18 protein-coding genes and 1 pseudogene are annotated in these 19,816 nt (G+C 39.8%); 5 read left to right on the top strand and 14 right to left on the bottom strand.

Going from position 1 to position 19,816, the window contains the following annotated elements:
• Positions 1–168 precede the first annotated feature (168 nt).
• Positions 169–1,311 carry a tRNA guanosine(34) transglycosylase Tgt gene (gene tgt, locus K6V43_RS07140; protein ID WP_172075792.1) on the bottom strand — a complete coding sequence of 381 codons (1,143 nt, stop codon included), beginning with the start codon at positions 1,309–1,311 and terminating at the stop codon, positions 169–171.
• Between the two features lie 267 nt (positions 1,312–1,578).
• Between tgt and K6V43_RS07135 the strand changes: the two genes are divergently transcribed.
• On the top strand, positions 1,579–2,436 hold the full coding sequence (locus tag K6V43_RS07135; RefSeq protein WP_222382436.1) for a DUF975 family protein: 858 nt from the start codon (positions 1,579–1,581) through the stop codon (positions 2,434–2,436).
• Positions 2,437–2,552: 116 nt separating this feature from the next.
• On the opposite strand, the gene glf is transcribed toward K6V43_RS07135, so the two are convergent.
• Together glf and yaaA are read right to left on the bottom strand one after the other, a co-directional pair.
• On the bottom strand, positions 2,553–3,662 hold the full coding sequence (gene glf / locus K6V43_RS07130) for a UDP-galactopyranose mutase (RefSeq protein ID WP_222382434.1): 1,110 nt from the start codon (positions 3,660–3,662) through the stop codon (positions 2,553–2,555).
• 8 nt (positions 3,663–3,670) lie between these two features.
• Entirely contained in the window at positions 3,671–4,399 is a 729-nt protein-coding gene (yaaA, locus tag K6V43_RS07125) for a peroxide stress protein YaaA (protein WP_222382433.1), read from the bottom strand.
• Between the two features lie 115 nt (positions 4,400–4,514).
• On the opposite strand from yaaA, the gene K6V43_RS07120 reads away from it, so the two are divergent.
• The gene (locus tag K6V43_RS07120) at positions 4,515–5,777 is read left to right on the top strand and encodes an aminotransferase-like domain-containing protein (protein WP_172007266.1); all 1,263 of its coding nucleotides are present in this window, start codon (positions 4,515–4,517) and stop codon (positions 5,775–5,777) included.
• An 82-nt stretch (positions 5,778–5,859) separates the two neighbouring features.
• Here the strand turns inward: K6V43_RS07120 and K6V43_RS07115 are convergent, their stop codons facing one another.
• Positions 5,860–6,720: a DegV family protein gene (locus K6V43_RS07115; RefSeq protein WP_222382432.1), complete on the bottom strand. Its 861-nt coding sequence runs from the start codon at positions 6,718–6,720 to the stop codon at positions 5,860–5,862.
• Positions 6,721–6,847: 127 nt separating this feature from the next.
• On the opposite strand from K6V43_RS07115, the pseudogene K6V43_RS11695 reads away from it, so the two are divergent.
• Positions 6,848–7,105: pseudogene (locus K6V43_RS11695) on the top strand (TetR/AcrR family transcriptional regulator); the annotation flags it as partial.
• 173 nt (positions 7,106–7,278) lie between these two features.
• Here the strand turns inward: K6V43_RS11695 and proC are convergent.
• The 4 genes from proC to K6V43_RS07090 all read right to left on the bottom strand — a co-directional run bounded on the left by proC (position 7,279) and on the right by K6V43_RS07090 (position 13,227).
• Entirely contained in the window at positions 7,279–8,064 is a 786-nt protein-coding gene (gene proC / locus K6V43_RS07105; RefSeq protein WP_222382431.1) for a pyrroline-5-carboxylate reductase, read from the bottom strand.
• Positions 8,065–8,073: 9 nt separating this feature from the next.
• Positions 8,074–9,312 carry a glutamate-5-semialdehyde dehydrogenase gene (locus tag K6V43_RS07100; RefSeq protein ID WP_222382430.1) on the bottom strand — a complete coding sequence of 413 codons (1,239 nt, stop codon included), beginning with the start codon at positions 9,310–9,312 and terminating at the stop codon, positions 8,074–8,076.
• A 249-nt stretch (positions 9,313–9,561) separates the two neighbouring features.
• On the bottom strand, positions 9,562–10,638 hold the full coding sequence (gene proB, locus K6V43_RS07095) for a glutamate 5-kinase (protein WP_172019492.1): 1,077 nt from the start codon (positions 10,636–10,638) through the stop codon (positions 9,562–9,564).
• 126 nt (positions 10,639–10,764) lie between these two features.
• Complete coding sequence (locus K6V43_RS07090; protein WP_222382429.1) at positions 10,765–13,227, bottom strand: bifunctional DnaQ family exonuclease/ATP-dependent helicase; 2,463 nt, start codon at positions 13,225–13,227, stop codon at positions 10,765–10,767.
• Positions 13,228–13,362: 135 nt separating this feature from the next.
• Here K6V43_RS07090 and K6V43_RS07085 point away from each other — a divergent pair, with 135 nt between their 5' ends.
• A complete protein-coding gene (locus K6V43_RS07085; protein WP_222382428.1) occupies positions 13,363–14,001 on the top strand; it encodes an MBL fold metallo-hydrolase in 639 nt (212 codons plus the stop codon).
• A gap of 40 nt (positions 14,002–14,041) precedes the next feature.
• On the opposite strand, the gene ftsX is transcribed toward K6V43_RS07085, so the two are convergent.
• The 6 genes from ftsX to K6V43_RS07055 form a co-directional block, all read right to left on the bottom strand.
• On the bottom strand, positions 14,042–14,971 hold the full coding sequence (ftsX, locus tag K6V43_RS07080; protein ID WP_024404467.1) for a permease-like cell division protein FtsX: 930 nt from the start codon (positions 14,969–14,971) through the stop codon (positions 14,042–14,044).
• Positions 14,964–15,656, bottom strand: a complete 693-nt coding sequence (ftsE, locus tag K6V43_RS07075) for a cell division ATP-binding protein FtsE (protein ID WP_024404466.1) — start codon at positions 15,654–15,656, stop codon at positions 14,964–14,966. The genes ftsX and ftsE overlap by 8 nt, the downstream gene beginning before the upstream one ends.
• A 197-nt stretch (positions 15,657–15,853) precedes the next feature.
• Positions 15,854–16,949, bottom strand: a protein-coding gene (prfB, locus tag K6V43_RS07070; RefSeq protein WP_105135597.1) for a peptide chain release factor 2 whose coding sequence is annotated in 2 segments (ribosomal slippage) — positions 15,854–16,876 and positions 16,878–16,949 — 1,095 coding nt in all. Because the reading frame shifts where the segments join, the coding sequence is not laid out codon by codon here.
• 34 nt (positions 16,950–16,983) lie between these two features.
• On the bottom strand, positions 16,984–18,111 hold the full coding sequence (gene queG / locus K6V43_RS07065; protein WP_222382427.1) for a tRNA epoxyqueuosine(34) reductase QueG: 1,128 nt from the start codon (positions 18,109–18,111) through the stop codon (positions 16,984–16,986).
• A 40-nt stretch (positions 18,112–18,151) separates the two neighbouring features.
• Positions 18,152–18,640, bottom strand: coding sequence for a VanZ family protein (locus K6V43_RS07060; protein ID WP_172071004.1), 489 nt, complete (start codon positions 18,638–18,640; stop codon positions 18,152–18,154).
• A gap of 156 nt (positions 18,641–18,796) precedes the next feature.
• The gene (locus tag K6V43_RS07055; RefSeq protein ID WP_024404462.1) at positions 18,797–19,216 is read right to left on the bottom strand and encodes a TM2 domain-containing protein; all 420 of its coding nucleotides are present in this window, start codon (positions 19,214–19,216) and stop codon (positions 18,797–18,799) included.
• A gap of 135 nt (positions 19,217–19,351) precedes the next feature.
• Here K6V43_RS07055 and K6V43_RS07050 point away from each other — a divergent pair, with 135 nt between their 5' ends.
• Positions 19,352–19,561, top strand: coding sequence for a hypothetical protein (locus K6V43_RS07050; RefSeq protein ID WP_222382426.1), 210 nt, complete (start codon positions 19,352–19,354; stop codon positions 19,559–19,561).
• The last annotated feature ends 255 nt before the right edge of the window (positions 19,562–19,816 follow it).

Raw genomic sequence — 19,816 nt, 5'->3', positions numbered from 1 at the left:
ATAGCAATATGCAAATCCTATAATTTTATTATTTTCTTTAGCTATAAACCCAAATGAACTGGTATCATTAAGAAATCCTTTTAAATTATCAATATCAAAAACCATATTATCATCAATTAAAACTTCTTCCATAAACTCAGTCAAGTCCAATCAAGAAGGCTTTTTATCTTAAAAATTTCGTCCGTTTTTACCGTAACCATATTTTTCCATAAAGTCTTGACGGAATTCCAAAAGGTTGTCATCCATGATTGCTTGACGGACATTTTTCATTAGGTTAATCAAGAAAAATAGATTGTGATAACTGGTCAAACGAATACCAAATGTCTCGTCGGCCTTAAGTAAATGACGGAGATACGCACGTGTGTAGTTTTTACATGTGTAGCAATCGCACTCTGGATCTAATGGTGTAAAGTCCTCAGCGAACTGAGCGTTTTTAACCACAAGACGTCCTTGACTGGTCATGCAAGTTCCATTACGTGCAATGCGTGTTGGTAGTACACAGTCAAACATATCAACCCCACGAATCACTCCATCAATCAAGCTATCTGGTGCTCCAACACCCATGAGGTAACGAGGCTTATTCTCTGGCAATAGTGGGGTGGTGAAATCCAGGACAGCATTCATTTCAGCGTGTGTTTCACCAACAGCCAATCCCCCAATAGAGTAGCCTGGAAAATCCATGCTAACCAAATCATGAGCTGATTGGCGACGAAGATCCTCAAAACCAGCACCCTGTACAATACCAAATAAGCCTTGATCATGGGGACGACGATGAGCCTTAAGACCACGTTCTGCCCAACGACTGGTTCTTTCAATCGATTTTTTTACATAGTCATAAGGTTGATAGAACTGCGGACACTCATCAAAGCTCATCATAATGTCAGAGCCAAGATTGTTCTGAATGGAAATAGCTTTTTCAGGTGACAAGAACATTTTACTACCATTAAGATGGTTCTTAAATGTAACACCTTCTTCAGTAATATTTCGGCTATCTGCTAGAGAGTATACTTGGAAACCGCCTGAGTCAGTCAGAATTGGTTGATCCCAATTCATAAACTTGTGCAAACCACCTGCACGCGCCACTAAGTCGTCACCTGGACGAAGCCACAGATGATAGGTATTGGATAGGATAATCCCTGATCCCATCTCTTTCAATTCTTCAGGCGACATGGTCTTTACCGTTGCCTGAGTCCCAACTGGCATAAACATGGGGGTTGGAAAGGTCCCATGTGGGGTAATAATTTCACCCAAACGAGCACCTGTATGCTTTTCTTTCTTAATCAAGCGATACTTGATTGGAACATCTGTCATCTTTTATTTACCTCCCGCTAGGAAAAACAGTCCTAGGAATTTAATCTTGCATGGTCTAATCGATTGTTCTGTCTTATGAAAAATAAACAAGTATCATTTTCATGTATATCCGACGAATCGTTTTGAAAGTTGAGAAGAACAAAACTTACTGTAACTAACTTGAAATAAGGAATCGATTAATTTCCACAGCACCTTCCAGTCTATCAAAAAAAATCTAGCTTGTCATCTAGAATTATGTTACAATGTCTATCAAAGGAGACCCTATCTATGTTGACTATTGCTACAATTACTGACAAGGCTAGAAAAACATTACAAAATACTCCCAACATCTTTCAAATTGCACTTATTCCAGTGCTCATATCCGTCAGTGTCCAACTTTTCTCATCCTCTCGTCAATCTATTCTTGAGGTATACTTGTCACAAGATGGATCCAATCTACATTTTAGTTACCTACTGTCTAGTATACTATTTCCTATCTTTTATGGACTCTTAATGAGCCTTTTATACCTATCTATAACGTGGGCTCTTTTCAAAGGCATTAAACAGGGAGCGAATGAGTACAGAGTGAGCAGTTCATTGGCTATTTTTCAACATGAACAGTTTAAAAAGATTTTCTTTACTTTCATCTTAAAGCGCATTTTGTTATTTCTTTGGGGCCTTATTTTCTACATCGGTCTAGTATGTTTTTTAGGCTCAATTATCTATTTATCGAGTTTTCTCCTTTCACAAGGGAGCGTTACCGAGGTTCAAATTCCCTATGACATTCTCAGTATGACAGGCATGCTGTTTTTCATCGGATTTTTGCTGATGATCATTGGGTTGATTATTTATCTACCTCAAATCTACGCCTATTCGCAAGTTGAGACAGTTTTATTTGATCAACTAACCACGAATGACTACCACAATCCTCTTTCTACCATTAAACACAGTCGGAACCTAATGAAAGGATACAAAATGAAACGCTTTCTGTTAGATCTGCATTTCATCGGATGGTTCCTACTTTCTACTATCACCTTCGGTGTAGTTGGCATTTATGTGTTGCCTTACTATCATGCTGCGCAAATCCACTTTTACACTGCACTATTAGAAGATCAGAAGCATTCATTTGTAAAAATATCAGCTTAGAATATGATTTCGGTCTAGTTTCTCACTAACTAGCTGATAGAATATATCATAGCTTTCAAAAAAACACCCTTATCCAATTGCTAAATATAATTGGATAAGGGTACTTTTTTTCATATTTACTCTACTTCACTTCTCACACACTGCAAGGCAGCTCCGATAACTTGGTGCATATCGTAGTAACGATAATGACCAAGACGCCCACCAAATATAACATTCTCTTGTTGTTCTGCGAGACGCTTATAAGCAGTATAGAGTTTGTTGTTACGATCATTGTTCACTGGATAATACGGCTCATCGCCTCGTTTCCAGGTCTTCGAATACTCACGTGTAATAATGGTTTTCGGTTGTGTACCAAATTCGAAATGTTTGTGTTCGATAATACGAGTAAATGGCGTTTCACTATCTGTGTAGTTCACAACTGCATTCCCTTGATAGTTTTCCATATCCAAGACTTCTGTCTCAAATCGAAGGCTACGATATTCCAATTCACCAAGTTGATAATCAAAGAACTCGTCAATCATTCCTGTAAAGACAATCTTCGGATAGGTCGCTAAATAGTCTTCCTTATTGGCAAAGAAATCAACATTTGTCTCCACATCAATATTGTCATGGTCCAACATTTTTTCAACAATCTGCGTGTAACCACCGATCGGAATACCTTGGTAGGTGTCGTTAAAATAGTTATTGTCGTAAGTCAAACGCACGGGTAAACGACGGATGATAAAAGCAGGCAACTCCGTACATGGTTTTTCCCATTGTTTCTCGGTGTATGACTTGATCAATTTTTCATAGATGTCTGTACCAACTAGTGAAATGGCTTGTTCTTCCAAGTTCTCAGGTGTTTTTCCTCCCAAAACAGCACGTTGCTCTGTAATCTTCGCTTCTGCTTCAGCAGGGGTCACCACACCCCACAGTTTATTGAAGGTATTCATGTTGAATGGAAGATTGTAGATTTCACCCTTGTAGTTGGCGACTGGTGTATTTGTATAGCGGTTGAACTCCGCAAACTGATTCACATATTCCCAAATTTCCTTCTCAGAAGTGTGGAAAATATGAGCTCCATATTCATGGATCTGAATCCCTTCAACTTCTTTTGTATAGATGTTACCTGCAATGTGGTCTCGTTTTTCGATAACCTTGATTTTTTTACCCTTTTTAGCTGCCTCATGAGCAAAGACTGCACCGAACAGACCTGCACCAACAACTAGATAATCATAATTGTTCATTAATTTGATCAAACCTTTCTTACAAAACAAAGTTGTTTATCAGTGGAAGCCATAGCATCAAACTGAAAACCGTCGACCCTTGCTTCCTTTAATTGTTCCAAGGTCACACAATTTGTCTCTGCCATCCATGACAAAAATCTGCCTCTCCCCTTTTTGGATATTGTGGAATGTATTTTCCTCTTGCCATTCTTTTCTTCCACAAACAGCACCCTTATCATTCTCTTTTGAATTTCCGGAGAAAAAACTTGTTCAAATTCCGAAGATGCCAAAGAAATAATGACTTCTTCGTTTTGCAGACAAGCATCACAAAAGGGACGCCAAAATTGCTTCAATGATTTTCCCATTACTTTTATACTCCCTTGAAAATCCAAACGATGAGGTGCAATGAGGGAGAATGGAGATATCAATCCATAAAAACCAGTTGCAATATAAACATGATCTTTCATGTAAGACAGTTCCTGGTCAGAAAGGTCAGTTCGGTGCATATAACGATACATCAATCCATCATACAAGAGCCAAGCAGGATATGTTTTTGCTTGACCATGCACTATCCTTGTCCAACGATCTTTCTCCAGCTCCGCTCTTTCCAGTGGTAATTTATAAAAATCTGCTAACTGCTGAGTATCTTTACTTCCAAGCTCAGATAAAACTTGCAAACTTTCTGGAGATAAATCCTGAAAAGCTTGTGGATCCATATTTGTATTTAATTCTTTAGCATTTGGTAAAATAATCTTCATGCCTTTCATTATAACACAGGCCTCGCTTCTCTGCCTACTCTGCACAGTTTGTTCTTGTCTTACTTGAAACAATGCTATATACTAATAGTAAATCATCTGTAAGGGGACAGTTGACATGACAAAATACCAGCAAATTATCTCAGATATTAACCAAGCTATTGAAAACCATACTTATAAACGTGGGCAAAAACTCCCATCAGTACGGCAACTTAGTCAAACTTACCAGTGCAGCAAAGACACTGTACAAAAGGCCTTGGTCGAACTCAAATACCAAAAGAAAATCTATTCTGTCGAAAAAAGTGGATACTACATCCTGGAAGACCAACATTTCAAGGAAGATATGGTCGATTTAAATCCAGCCGATTTTCAGGAATTACCATACGAAGATTTCCGCATTTGTCTTCATGAAAGCCTCATTGGAAGAGAAAACTATCTCTTTAACTACTACCACCAACAAGAAGGACTGGCAGAATTGATTTCCTCTGTCCAGAGCCTTCTAATGGATTACCATGTCTATACAAAAAAAGACCAGTTGGTCATTACCGCTGGTAGCCAACAAGCTTTGTATATTCTAACACAAATGACTTTTACCAATGACAAATCTGATATATTAATTGAAAAGCCTACCTATTCACGGATGGTCGAACTCGTTCAACACCAAGGGATTCCTTATCAAACCATTGAACGCAACCTTGATGGCATTGACCTCGAAGAATTAGAATCCATTTTCAAAAAAGGAAATATCAAATTTTTCTATACTATTCCTCGCTTGCATAACCCTCTCGGTTCAACCTATGACCTGGCCACTAAAACAGCCATTGTAAAACTTGCTAACCAATACAACGTCTACATCATTGAAGATGATTATTTAGCAGATTTTGACTCCAGCCACAGTCTTCCATTGCATTACCTTGATACAGACAATCGTGTCATCTATATCAAATCCTTCACCCCCACACTCTTTCCTGCACTACGAATTGGTGCAATTAGCCTTCCCAACCAATTACGCGATGCCTTTATACAACACAAAAGCTTGATTGACTACGATACCAACCTCATCATGCAAAAGGCACTTTCACTGTATATTGATAATGGTATGTTTACACGAAATACACAGCACCTTCATCAAATACATCACGTACAGTGGAATAAAACGAAAGAATGCCTCAATCAACATTCTCTAACCGTTCCATATCGTATTTCAAAAGGAAGTGTAACCTTTCAACTTGAAAAAGGGACCGTAACGCCTGCCATTCAACAGCAAATCAGAATGAGTCAATTTTTTGAAGGCGAAAAGCATGATTTCCTCCAATTGCACTATGGGGAGGATCTCCCAGAGAGGCTGGATATGCTTCAGCAACGATTGCAATCCAAATAAATCGAATAAACAAATCCCCCTCAGCTTCATCATTAGTGCCGAAGGGGAATTTATTTATATCATATTAATTATTTGCTTCTGTCTATTGGACGGATGCCTCAATTTCATAGCCCATCAGCAATCCTCCATCTTCTGCATAAAAACTACACAATCCAGACGTTGCAACCTCATCAATGATGGCAGCAGGAAAACTATGTCGAACCAACTCTGAAAATTCTTGGAAAAACTTCACATTGTTACGGTGTGCCATTACAATGCGCCCTCCTTGATAGCCTGCTTTCTTCATTTCTTCGAAAGCCGCTTTGACAGATTTTTTATGACCTCGCGCTTTTTGAAGCAACTCAAGCTTGCCCTCAGCACTCGCTTCACCAACCATTCGAATATTTATCAGTCCAACAACTGTTCCAACCAGTTTGCTCAGACGACCATTCTTAACAAGATTATCCACTTTAGCCAATACGAAGAGAAGCTTACTATGGTTTTGGTAATGGGTGATGGCCTCTACTACTTGTGGGAAATCCAAACCTATTCCAATCAACCGGTTGATTTCATCCACCAAAAGGTCCATTTCTCCACCAGCTGACAAGCTATCAATCAGGTGAATTTGAACTTCTGGATGCTCCTCCAAATACATATCTCTTGCTATCCGAGCTGCATTAAAACTTCCTGACAAGCCACCAGTAATTGTCAAGACAATAATATGATCAGCTCCTTCAAAAGCGGACTGATATGCCTGAGGACTCGGACATGCTGAACCTGCTGCAACCTTAGAAGTTTCCATCACGTGCATCATATGGTCAATATCCAAGCCTGCATCGTCAACGAATGCTTCATCTCCCACCTGAATTGTAAGTGGCACGCTAATAAATTCGGTATTTGGCGCCAGATTCGCTAATTGACGGTAATCACAGCCTGAATCTGCGACAATTTTCCATTTTGACATAGGATTCTCATTTCTAGTTTTACTTTTTTATTTGACAATAAATCTCTATTTACTTACAATTATATCATTAAACAATTCCAGCTGAAAGCATTTACTTTCAGACGTCACACAAGTGGAAAGGATGAATATGACCGAGCGTAAGATTTCACCCAAATCATTAAAAAATCTCTATCAATCTAATAAAGAAGCCAATCAGCTAACCAAGGAATCTATCGAAACTGCTCTGCTATTTCTCCTAGAGAAAAAAGAACTCAAGCAAATTTCGGTTTCCGAGTTAGTACGAAAAGCAGGGGTTTCTCGAAATGCATTCTATCGGAACTACAAATCAAAAGAAGAGATTCTAGAAGCCTATTACGAGCGAACTTCCAGCAACCTTAAAAAGAAATGGCATGATTTGCAGGACAAGGTTCAAAAAGACGGTGTCAAGCAAAGTTTTGCGGATTTTGTACAAGATCAAAAACGTAAAGCGGAGCAAAGCAAAACTCTATCCAATGTCAGCCAATGGATCAAGGAAAAAACAAAACGGGATTAAAAGTCCCGTTTTTTGCTATTTTCTCACTATTTTTTGCCTAATTTTCTAGTCTTTTTGAGGGCGGACGCGACTGCCTTGATAATGGCGTAACGGAAGCCTTCTTTTTCAAGAGCCACTACGCCTGCAATAGTCGATCCACCTGGCGAGGTCACTTCTTGCCTCAACTGGGCTGGATGCTTGTCGCTGGATAATACCATTTGAGCAGTTCCAGCCAAGGTTTGTGCAGCCAAAATTTTCGCATCTTCCGCTGTTAGACCATTCTGCACACCCGCATCTGTCAGGGCCTCAATCATCTGATAGACGAATGCAGGTCCACAGCCCGCGATAGCCGTCGCAGCATCTATCAACTTCTCTGGCACTTGCTGTACCTTGCCAGATTTTTCTAAGATTTGTTCCAATAGCGGAGCGAGCTCTGGATTGACCAAGCTATAGGTTGTCATACCCTGGCCGATAGCGACAGGTGTATTGGGCATGATACGGATGAGTTTGTCTGCCGACACAAATTCTGCCAGGCTGTCAATTGTCACTCCAGCTGCCATGGAAATCCAGATAGCTGATGGATTCTGGCTAATCTGGTCCTGTAAGCCTGATAAGACTGACTGAATTAGGTGAGGCTTGACCCCAAGGAAAATGACCTCAGCCTGCTCTGCTATTTCCCCATTAGAAAAAAGCTGACCGCCCACCTTCTCTTGAAGAGCCTGGGCTTTTGCTGGGTTGTGGTTGCTGAGTAGGAGCTGGGTATCTGATTGCTGGCTGACCGCTTGGGCCAGAGCCGCTCCCATGTTGCCCAGTCCGATAAATCCAATCTTCATCTTGTCCTCCTAACGAATGTGGCCGTCGCCTGTGATGATGTACTTGTAGGTGGTCATTTCACGCAAGCCCATTGGGCCACGGGCATGCATCTTCTGGGTGGAAATCCCTAGCTCACAGCCTAGGCCAAATTCCCCACCATCAGTAAAGCGAGTTGAAGCATTGACATAGACTGCCGCTGAGTCCACATAGAGTGTGAACAAGTCTGCTATTTGGCTGTTTTCTGTTACGATCGCCTCACTGTGTCCAGTTGAATGCTGAGCGATATGGCTGATAGCTTCTTCTACACTTGAAACAACTTTGACTGCCATAATGTAGTCCAGAAATTCTGTATCAAAATCTTGGTTGCCTGCTGGTGTGGATTGTTTTAGAAGAGCCTGGGCCTGACCATCTGCACGTAATTCCACCTGACCAGAAAGAGCTTCTTCCAAGCGAGGTAGGAATTGGTTGGCAATTTCTTCATGGACCAACAAGACTTCCGCTGCATTACAAACAGAAGGGCGACTGGTTTTTGCATTGACTACAATCTGAAGTGCCTTATCCAAGTCTGCATCCTTGTCCACATAGACATGGCAGATACCTGTTCCTGTTTCGATGACAGGTACCGTTGCATTTTCCACAACAGCTTGAATCAGTCCCGCACCGCCACGTGGCACCAGCAGGTCAATCTTGCCTTTTGCAGTCATCAACTCTGTTGCAGAGGCCCGGCTGGTATCTTGGACCAACTCAATGACCTTTGGAGAAAGACCAGCCTGTTCCAAACCAGCCTTGAGGGCTGTGACAATGGCCTGAGCCGAATGAAAGGCTTCCTTGCCTCCACGCAAGATGACTGCGTTTCCGCTCTTGATTGCCAAAGCAGCGGCGTCTGAGGTCACATTTGGACGGCTTTCGTAAATCATTCCCACCAAGCCAAAGGGAATGGACTTCTTGCGAATGTTCAAGCCGTCTGCCCGAGTGGATTCATCCAAGACCAAACCTACTGGATCTGGCAAATCAATTAAGGCACGAATACCGTTCGCCATCGCTTCAATCCGCTCTGCAGTTAGAAGTAATCGGTCTTGCATCACTTGGCTAATCTTGCCTTGGGCATTCTCTATATCGATCGCATTGCCTGCCAAAATTGCCTCAGTTTGAGCAACCAACTGGTCTGCCATAGCCGATAAGGCTTGATTTTTTTGTTCGGTAGTTGCTAGGTTGATAGAGGCTTTGTGAGCCAATAAACTTTCCAATAATGCTTGTGTTGTTGCCATTTTTTTCTCCTTGTAAGTCTTTCAGTTTGATTTTAGTAGTAGCCCCGACTCTACGAAAGATAGTTGGAACCTGGAGATAGAACGAATGTGGTTTTTATCAGATAGAAAGTGGGACTAGTTGATGAAGTCAGTTTAACCAGTCGAGTCCATTCACCCACCTAATGACAAGTATTTTATTGTAAATAGTGAGACTGAAAACCTCGACTGAAACTTTTCACTCGACGAAACAATAAAAGCTAAACTATTTGACTATAAACTAACCCAATCGTTTCGGTGAATCAACACTCCTTCTGCTCTGCCATTTTTCAACTTGTTCTTCAAGTCTTCGGACGATAGTTTGACCCGACCTTTGCCAATCAAACGATGATCAGCTTGGCTATATACTTCGACAACCTGCCCTACACCAAAATCACCTTCGATAGCCTTGACACCAGCTACTAACAAACTTCGACCTTGATGCAACATAGCTTCAACGGCCCCTGCATCCACTTCAACAGTCGCATCAGTCCGAGCATAGAAAGCCATCCACTGTTTTCGTTGATTCATGGCATGTTCATCTGCTAAGAACAAGGTTCCTCGATTAGCCTGACTAACAGCCTGAAGCAAAGCGGTATCTTCTTTAGAAGAACAAATAAATACTGGTACGCCTGACTTGGTTGCAATCTGAGCTGCTTGTAGTTTAGTTGTCATGCCTCCTGTCCCATTAGACGAACCAGCCCCTGCAGCCATGGTAAATAGGTCTTCCGTGATTTCTTTAATTTCAGGTAAATGCTCTGCTGTGGGATCACTATTTGGGTTTGCAGTATATAGCCCATCCACATCGGTCAATAAGACCAGGAGATCAGCCTTTAAGAGAGAGGCAACTTGAGCAGACAAGGTATCGTTATCCCCCACCTTAATCTCCTCAATGGCAATGGTGTCATTTTCATTAATAATGGGAATCGCACGTTGTTTAAGTAAGACTTGCAAGGCCTGAGAAGCATTCCGATAACGTCGTGCGTCAGCAAAATCATCTTGCGTTAATAGAATTTGCGCTGATACAATGCCATCTTTCATCAAATTTTGCGTATATTCCTCAATCAAAAGCCCTTGTCCCACTGCAGCAGAAGCCTGTTTCTCTGCAATTTTCGTTGGCCGCTTATCAAAGCCCAATCGTCTAAATCCTGCAGCAATAGAACCTGAGGTTACCAATACGATTTGATAGCCCTTTTGATGGAGTTGAGCCAATTGATTGGTAATGCGAGCTATTTTAATTCGATCCAGACTTCCGTTTTCTTGTGTTAGGGAACTCGTTCCCACCTTAAATACTATTATTTTTTCAGTCATCGTAGCTTCTCTCTCAAACTAATATTTGAAAAATTATACCATAGAATTAAATATTTTTCTATATTGATGAAAAAAAGAGGCTAGACTCATCAGGTCTAGCGCTCTTATTGTTTGTCAAGCCGCAACTCATTCTTCAAAATATTGCTGCAAGGTCCCACAAATTTCTTTTTCATCTATTTTCGTTAGTTGATAATCTTTCTGTAAAAAGGAAAAAATTTGGTGCCCATATCGTTTTGTATAGACCCTGTTATCTAAAACCAATACAATCGATTCTTGAGTTGACTGACGATTGGTCCTTCCAATAGCCTGTTTTAATTTGATCATCATCATTGGCAAGTTATAATCGTAAAAAGGATTCTTCCCTTCATTTCTCAAATGATCATTGATTTTCTGGACAAAACGATCCTTCGGATTTTCAAAAGGTAACCGAGTGATGACTTGAATCAATTGATTATGGCTTGAAAAGTCTACACCCTCCCAAAACATTCCAGTTCCAAGCAAGAGTTGACATTCTCCACGCTCAAATTTTCGCTTTAATGTTATTTCCTGACCATGTTTATGTTGAGCCAAATGAGGAAGATCGTACTGATCTAGTAAATCAGAAACCTGTAACAATAAAGAAATGGAGGTAAATAAAACCAAAATCGGTTTACCCAGCTCTGCCATTTCAACTAAATGACGCGCCAGATAATCAGCGTGTTCGACTTTTGACAATTTAACAATGTCTGGAAGATTCGTTGGAAAAATAATTTCTTGGTTTTCCACTTTTTTGGTTGGCAATAAATCAATTGTAGCCTGTTCAAAGCCCAATAGGTCAGATAGATTTACCTGATTGCTGATAACCAAGGTAGCACTAATACAAAAGATCTTGGACTTCGGTAAAAGACTCGCTACATTTAGCAAGCCATCCTTTGCTCCTCTCAAATAAGCAACACGTTTTTCTTCCAATACCTTTTCTTCCAGCCAAAATGCTTCATAATCATCCAAAAACTGCGCCAATTCACGCAAATCGCTATCCTGTAATTCAGTCAAATTTTGACGAACCTGCGCCAGTTCCTCTTTATGAATTTCTCGGTAACCATTCTGTCGAAAACGAGTCAAAAAATGACTGAGTTCAAACTGACTCGATTCAAATAAGCGCTGTTCCAATATCGAATTAGCCTTGTCCTTTTTGCTTTGCAATAGCTGTAAAGTAACGCCCAACTCTTGTGAATCGGTCGCCAAGTTTTCAGCAGCCAGTAGAAATTTCTGTGCCTCATCAATCACCACGATACGGTGATCCATGAGAGGATCTTGATCCTTGAGATGATGAAGGAAATAGGCATGATTCGTGATAAGCAATCGACATGACTGTGCTTGTTGATTGAGTCTTCTCCAAAAATCCCATTCCCAAAACAAACTCTCGGAATCAATTGTTCCATCATGGCTAATGTCGTCAAAATAAGCCTGATAACGCTGTTTTTGCTTCAACTCATCTAAGTCACCTGTTTGAGTTTCAGTCAGCCAAACCAGTACTTGCATTTTGAATAAATTGATAAGTCGGTTGCTATCCTGTTTTTGCAATGATTTCCAAAATTTATCCAAATCTATAAAATGCTTTGGGGATTTTATAGAGACAATTGGGATTTGAAATATTTCTTGTAATTTACATCCTTCATTTTCTATGATTTGCTCTTGGAGGAGTTTTGTTGGAACAGTCACTAATAATGGCTGATCAGTTTTGGCAAGAAGAGGAAGCAGATAGCCATAAGTCTTCCCTAGTCCTGCTTGTGCCTGAATAAAATGCACATTTTCTTGATCATCCAATCGTTTTTCAACAACTGTTGCAAAAGCTGTTTGGTTTTTCCGTTCATGCAAGCCTAGTAGAGCGATGTTGGTCAAAAAATCTTCGGACAGATGATGAGCCTGCTTTGTTTCAAGTGGTCTTTTAAGTACCAATCCATGAACTACCTCGAAACTTTCTGACAGATTATCTGACAAATATGGAACCATCTCATCAATAACCAATCGACTCTCAAAAAGCAACTGATCAGCTAAGAGCAAGAGATTCTCCACCATGAAAGTGGGTAGACTTTTAATTTTCTCTTGAATTTTGATGAGCAATCGAGCAGTTGCCAGGGCATCAGAAATGGCCGTATGAGCCTGTTCTAAACCCAAATCTAAGTATTCCGCCAAATTCCCCAGACTATATTTATCAAAAGTAGGAAAGAAAAGTTGGGATAACTCAACCGTATCTACCCTTGGAGACAACAAATCATAGCCCTCAAAAAAGAGAGACTCAGCCAACAAGTTTGCATCAAATTTAACATTATGAGCTACAAAAATTGCATCACTGATCAGCTCATAGATTTTCCCAGCAACTTGTCCAAAGTCAGGTGCTATGGCCAACTGCTGGTCCGTAATCCCTGTTAAATTTTTTATATGGTCATCTAATAATTCATAGGGATTAATATCTGTGGAATAGGTCTCTACTATTTCCCTGTTTTCAACGATAACTATCCCGATTTGAATAATTTTTGCATCAATACCAGTCCCCGTAGCTTCCAAATCTACTACTGCGTATCTATTGCTTGTTCTAGTTATATCCATAATGACATTATAGCATATTCCATTTATAGGAAAAAGCTCCAAACAAAATCCATGAAGAATGCCATTTTTTTTGTTACACTAATACCGTCTTTGATTTTGTATAGACTATTATGAATGAAAATTAGGGGAGCGAACATGAAAATCCATAAAACAATCAATCCAGTGGCCGTCCAAAATACCTATTATCTAGAAAGTGATACCCATCTGATTGTAGTAGATCCTGGTAGTGATTGGAACAAGATTCATGATAAGATCGAACAAATTGGAAAACCAATTACTGCAATACTCTTGACCCATACTCATTATGATCATATTATGAGTTTGGACATTCTACGTGAAACCTACCACTTTCCACCTGTCTATGTTGCAGAAAGTGAAGCTAGCTGGCTTTACACACCAGAAATGAACCTATCCGGACTACCTCGTCATGACGATATGGAAAATGTCATTTGCAAACCCGCAGAACAAATCTTTCAGTTTGAAAAAGAATACAAATTTGATGGTTTTCATTTTATAGTTGTTCCCACACCTGGCCATTCGATTGGTGGTGTATCCTTCATCTTCCCTGAAGAGGAATGCGTGATTACAGGTGATGCCCTATTTCGTGAAACCATTGGTCGGACAGACCTTCCTACAAGTAATTTTGAAGACTTGATTTATGGAATCAAAAACAACTTATTTACTCTACCAAATCACTATACTGTCTACCCTGGTCATGGGCAAAATACGACCATAGCCCATGAAAAAAATTTCAACCCATTCTTTAAGCGATAAAAAAATCCTGAGATGCAACTTCTCGGGATTTTTTCTAAATTTATATCTTCAAATAACGGTTCATTGAAATCATTGATCCAAGTGAACCAATAAGAATTCCTATGATAAATAGTGCAGCGATGATAGCTGGAATAAAAATATCTAAACCAATTAAGGATAAATCTTGGCTGGCCAAACTACTATTGACCGAAGTATATACCATATTATACAAGAAGTATACCAAGGCTGATGGAATGATAGCGCCTAATAAACCAACCCATGCCCCTTCCCATAAGAATGGACCACGGATATAACCATTTTTCGCCCCAACTAATCGCATAATTTGAATCTCTCTACTACGAGAAATAATTGTAATACGAATTGTGTTAGAAATTAAGAATATTGCTGTAAACAATAGCAAGGCAGTTGCAGCTAATCCCCATGTACGAACCAAGCCTGCTAATTTAAAAATTCGCTCAGTCTCTACTTCTCCATCACGTACCTCAGTAACACCATCAATCTTCGCTATTTCGGCAGCAACTGATTTTACATACTGAGGTTCTGTTGTATCAATGATGTAGGCATCGTAAAGCGGGTTAGCATCACCTTGGAACAAGTTCCACGTCTCACCTAATGTCTCAGTCAATTTCTTCAACTGATCATCCTTACTGGAATAAGTGACCGTTTCGACATTAGGAAGAGCTGTAATCTGATTATAAACTGCCTTATAATCCGGATTTGCAACTGTTTGTCCCTCATCGTTCACGATTGTTTCAGCTTGATCAGTAGAATTCGCTCGCAAATAAACATTTATCCGTACATTATTCTCTAAGTCAGAAGCAAGCTTTGCTGTATTTAAAATTACCGATGCAAATAATCCAACCATTGTCAATGTAATCGCGACGGAAGAAATTGCGGCAATTGTCATCCAACCATTTCGTTTCAAGCTTTTTAGTGACTCAATAAAGTGCCTAAAAAATCGTCTAATCATCGTATCCATACTCTCCTTTTTCTTCATCACGTACCAATCGGCCATCTTCAATGGCGATAACACGATGGCGGAGGGTATTTACAATCTGACTATTGTGTGTCGCCATAAGGACTGTTGTCCCTTGTAGATTAATACGCTCCAAAAGGTTCATGATTTCCCATGAATTCTCGGGGTCCAAGTTACCTGTCGGCTCATCTGCAATCAGTACCTTAGGATTGTTGACAATTGCGCGTGCAATTGCAATCCGTTGTTGCTCACCACCTGAAAGCTCATTTGGGAATGAACGAATCTTATGTTTCAAGCCAACCAAATCCAATACTTCCATCACACGTTTTTTGATATTACGAGGTTTTTCCCCGATTACTTCCATTGCATAAGCAATATTTTCAAAAACTGTCTTTTTAGGGAGCAATTTATAATCCTGGAAAACAACCCCTACACTACGACGTAATAAAGGGACATCCCTTTTTTTAATCTTGGCCAAGTCAAACTTCCCAACAATCAAACTGCCTTTATCAAGTTTTTCTTCACGGTACAGCAGCTTAATAAAAGTCGATTTCCCTGCACCAGAGGGACCTACAATATAGGCAAATTCGCCAGCCTCAACATTGACCGATACATTACGTAAGGCCGTTGTTCCATTACCATATTTCTTGGTAACGTCTTTCATTTCAATAATTCTCATAGGATTTTCTGTCTCAGACAGTCCTTTCTTTAGATTTGAGAACCAGTATTCACTGTTCAGCACTTCTATCTAAGTCTAGTTTTCAGCTACTCATCGTTAGTTTTTTTCAAAATACAGTCCGTATTCTCTCAAAAACTTCCTTGATGAGCGAAAAACAATCTCTTATATACAAACACTTCACTTGTAAATACAGCTTCTTAGCTAATTCGCCACTTTAAATATGCATCTATAAAACCGTCCAAATCTCCGTCCATCACCTTATCAACTTGAGCCACTTCGTAACCAGTACGGTGATCTTTCACCATTGTATAGGGGGTAAAGACATATGAACGAATCTGACTTCCCCAAGTAATCTCTTTCTTATCACCCTTGAGGGAATCCACTTCTGCAGCCTTCTTCTCCTGCTCCAATTGATACAATTTAGCTTGTAAAAGTTTCATTGCGCGGTCTCGGTTCCCATATTGGGTACGGTCCACAGTTGACTGTGTGACAATACCTGTTGGAATGTGAGTTAATCGAACACCTGTTGAAACCTTATTGACGTTCTGACCACCAGCACCTCCTGACCGGAAGGTATCCATTTTCACTTCATCATCTCTGATTTCAATTTCAATGGTATCGTCCAATTCAGGCATTACCTCCACAGATGTAAAGGAAGTGTGCCGACGCTTAGCTGAGTCAAAAGGTGAGATGCGCACCAAACGATGAACACCCATTTCTGACTTCAGCAAACCATAGGCGTTTGGACCAGTAAAGCTTAGAGTCACAGACTTAATACCTGCTTCATCACCAGCTTGATAATCCAATGTTTCTACGGTAAACCCTTTGGCATTTCCATAACGCTGATACATTCGCAGGAGCATTTCTCCCCAGTCTTGTGCCTCGGTACCTCCAGAACCTGGGTGGATTTCCAAGATAGCATTATTGTGGTCATAAGGTTCCGACAAGAGCAAGGTCATCTCGTAGGCAGTCATGGCTTTGTCCAATTCTGCCAACTTCTCAACCAGTTCATCCCGAACAGACTCATCTTCTGCTAGAAAATCTAGCAAAATTTCGGATTCATCATATAAATCCAACATCTGATGGAAATTTCCATAGGTATTTTTTAATTCATTCAACTCCTGAGACGTCTTTTGTGCAGCCAAATTATCATTCCAGAAATCTGGCTCCGTCATCTTGTTCTCAAGAATGGCAATCTCTTCTTCCAGACCTTCTAAGTCAAAGAGACCCCCTAAAAGAAGTTAATTTTTTGCCAAGTTCTTCAATCTTTTGGCGAATTTCTGCTGTATCCATATACACCTCATTTTGATTCATAATTTTTATTATATCACATTTGCAAGTCCTTGACCATGTTGAGAAAGGCCGTTTGCTCTGCTATGACATCATCATTGTCTGATGAAATACCTGCGATAAAGTCTACCATCTCATCATTGGGCTGTTTGACCAATTGCCCCAAGGCCCAGATAGCCGTCGCCATGTGGATTGGATTTTGCTTCTTATCAATAATTTCTAGGAGTTTGGGAATGGCAGAGCGATCATTACTATTGGCCAAGGCTATGATGGCATTGCGCTGGAGAATATTTTTCCCTCGCCAAGAACCAGCAATCATGCCAAATTTTTCCTTAAATTGCCCATTTGACAAATCCAAGAAGGGAATCAGCTCAGGCTCAGCCAAATCAGGGTCGATTTCTACAACAGGTGGACTTGAAATTCCCTTGTTGTAAGGACAACAAATCTGGCAAATATCACAACCATAGATGACCGTCTTGATTTTCTTACGAAACTCCAAGTCCATCATGCCCTTATCTTGGGTCTGAAAGGACAGACAGCGACGGGCATTCATGGTCGTGTCACCTAATAGACAAGACGTCGGACAGGCTGCAACACAGCGATTGCAATCACCACAATCGTAATCTACTGGTTGATCTGGTTCGATGTCCAAGTTGGTCACTAATTCTCCTAGAAACATATAGGAACCAAATTCTTTAGAAATGACTAGCCCATTCTTCCCGATAAAGCCAATACCGGCCCGACGAGCGACGGCTGTATCCACTAAAGCTCCCGTATCCACCATGGCCTTATATTCCAAGCCATCCGTCAGTTTCTCAATTCCCCGTGCCAAACGCTCCATCTTATCTTGCAAGATATAGTGGTAATCAAGTCCCCATGAACTAGGGGTAATCTTTCCACGTTTGTATTGAGTTTTCTGGGGCTTGGTAGGCAGATGGCGTGGATAAGCAACGGCTATAGAAATAATCGTCTTTGCAGACTCCAAAGAAAGTTTAGGACGTATCCTTTCTTCAATGTTCTTATGTTCAAATCCCGACGAACGCCCCTCTTCCTGACTAGCACGAAGTGATTTCTCCAAATAAGCAAAATCATCTGCAGTCGTAAAACCAATCTTCGAGATTCCGATTTCCTGGGATAATTTAATAATCTCTTCTTTTATATTCATTATCTTCATTTTAGCAAAAGAAGGATCTATTTGGCAAGACTTACATTGCTAAATAAGTTATTAATATAACAAAAAATGTTCCTGCCAAACAAAGGATGTTTACACGTGTATACGCTTTTTCTCTCCAAATGCTTGTCAATACATACATAATATTAATCCCTATAGCGCCACCAAATCCATTAGCTAATAAATCAGTAATGTCAGCAATTCCCAATAAAAAAACATACTGCCACACTTCAAACACAAGACTAACCAATAAGATAATACCTAGATTTGTAACCCAAGACGCCTTTCTAAAGAGCATCTCCATATACATACCAAATGGAATGAAACTGATTACATTGAATAGTATTTCTGGATAATTTAATACACCATTATAAACGGCAGTGCCTGCTAATGGGATGAGGTTCATACTTCCACTTTCATAACGACCATACAAAACGGATAGGTCCATTTTGTAAACAATCACCCACGTAAGCAAAAGGAGGTAGGTAATAAATAAAATTAGACTTATCTTTTTATCTTTCATAGCGGACCTCCTCACTGACATATTTTATCATTATACCATAAAAGTAAGCTTAAAAAATGTCACTTCTATGACAAAGCACAAGACTTGTTACAATACCTTTACAGCTGCATACATAAGCAAAAAGGAAAGCTTCTTAAAACTCTCCTTTCAATTCAATTATGAAAAAGTCTTATTGTTGTACTGAAAAGTCTTATATTGATGGATTTGCAACATCAAACGCTCAAAGTTTGCTTCCTTACAAGCTCGCATTATCAAGAAGCAATCAATAAATTTCCACAAGTACACACCAATAAAAAATAAGAAACCTATCAAAATAAATAGGGTTACAAACGAAAAGATAAATGCGATTAATTTTGCAAAACCCAGTTCCTTATTTCCAGCATAAAACCGATCCACTCCAAATTCACCGAAAAAAATAGCTAAAATAAGAGCAACTAGAGGCTGACGCATTTCAACCATCATAAGAGCATTTAAGGCTCCTTCGTCCAAATCTTCCAACTCCTGTTGAAGAATCAGTAACTTATCTGAAGGTAAATAACTACTTTTACTAAAAACATACTGCTGAAGAACATTCATATACTTTCTCACCTCAAAAAAATTATAGCAGTTTCTTTCTTCTCAAGCAAGCATGAAAAGGACAACCAGTCCAGAATACGTTTGCTTGTTTTTTTCTGTTTTGCTATAATGAAACTAGATTACGAGGAGGTTCTTATGAGAGTTATCATTCATTATCCAAAATCCAACAAACAACTATCCTCCCAAAAACTTCCACTTCTGGTAGATGGAAAAATTGCTGGGTCAGTTACTCAAGGTAAAATTCTAAGCTTACCAATTACACAATCATCTGTTACACTATGCGTTCGAGGGGATAAAAAATCAAGCATTCAAGTTAAAGACGGCGATAGGATCCAAATAATATAGTCGAATGAATTAGCTTTCAGACAAGGAACTGAGACGCAGGCTGTACTGAAGTACGGCAAGGCGAAAGTGACGATGTATCAAAGCTAATTCAAATGACTATGGAAAACAGCAGATACTTCACTCTCCACTATATGAGTCTGGCTATCCTGCCAATTGTCATCTTTTTCCAATTTTCTACGATGATAAAGATAATCCTACTTGTTACATCTCTAATCTTTACATTTTTGGGACAAGAAATCTTCCCAAAATACGTTA

The sequence above is a fragment of the Streptococcus suis genome, assembly GCF_019794615.1.
Taxonomy (GTDB): Bacteria; Bacillota; Bacilli; order Lactobacillales; family Streptococcaceae; genus Streptococcus; species Streptococcus suis_AI.
The sequence above is the reverse complement of the archived record's forward strand: the minus strand, read 5'-3'. Positions and strand labels throughout refer to the sequence as shown.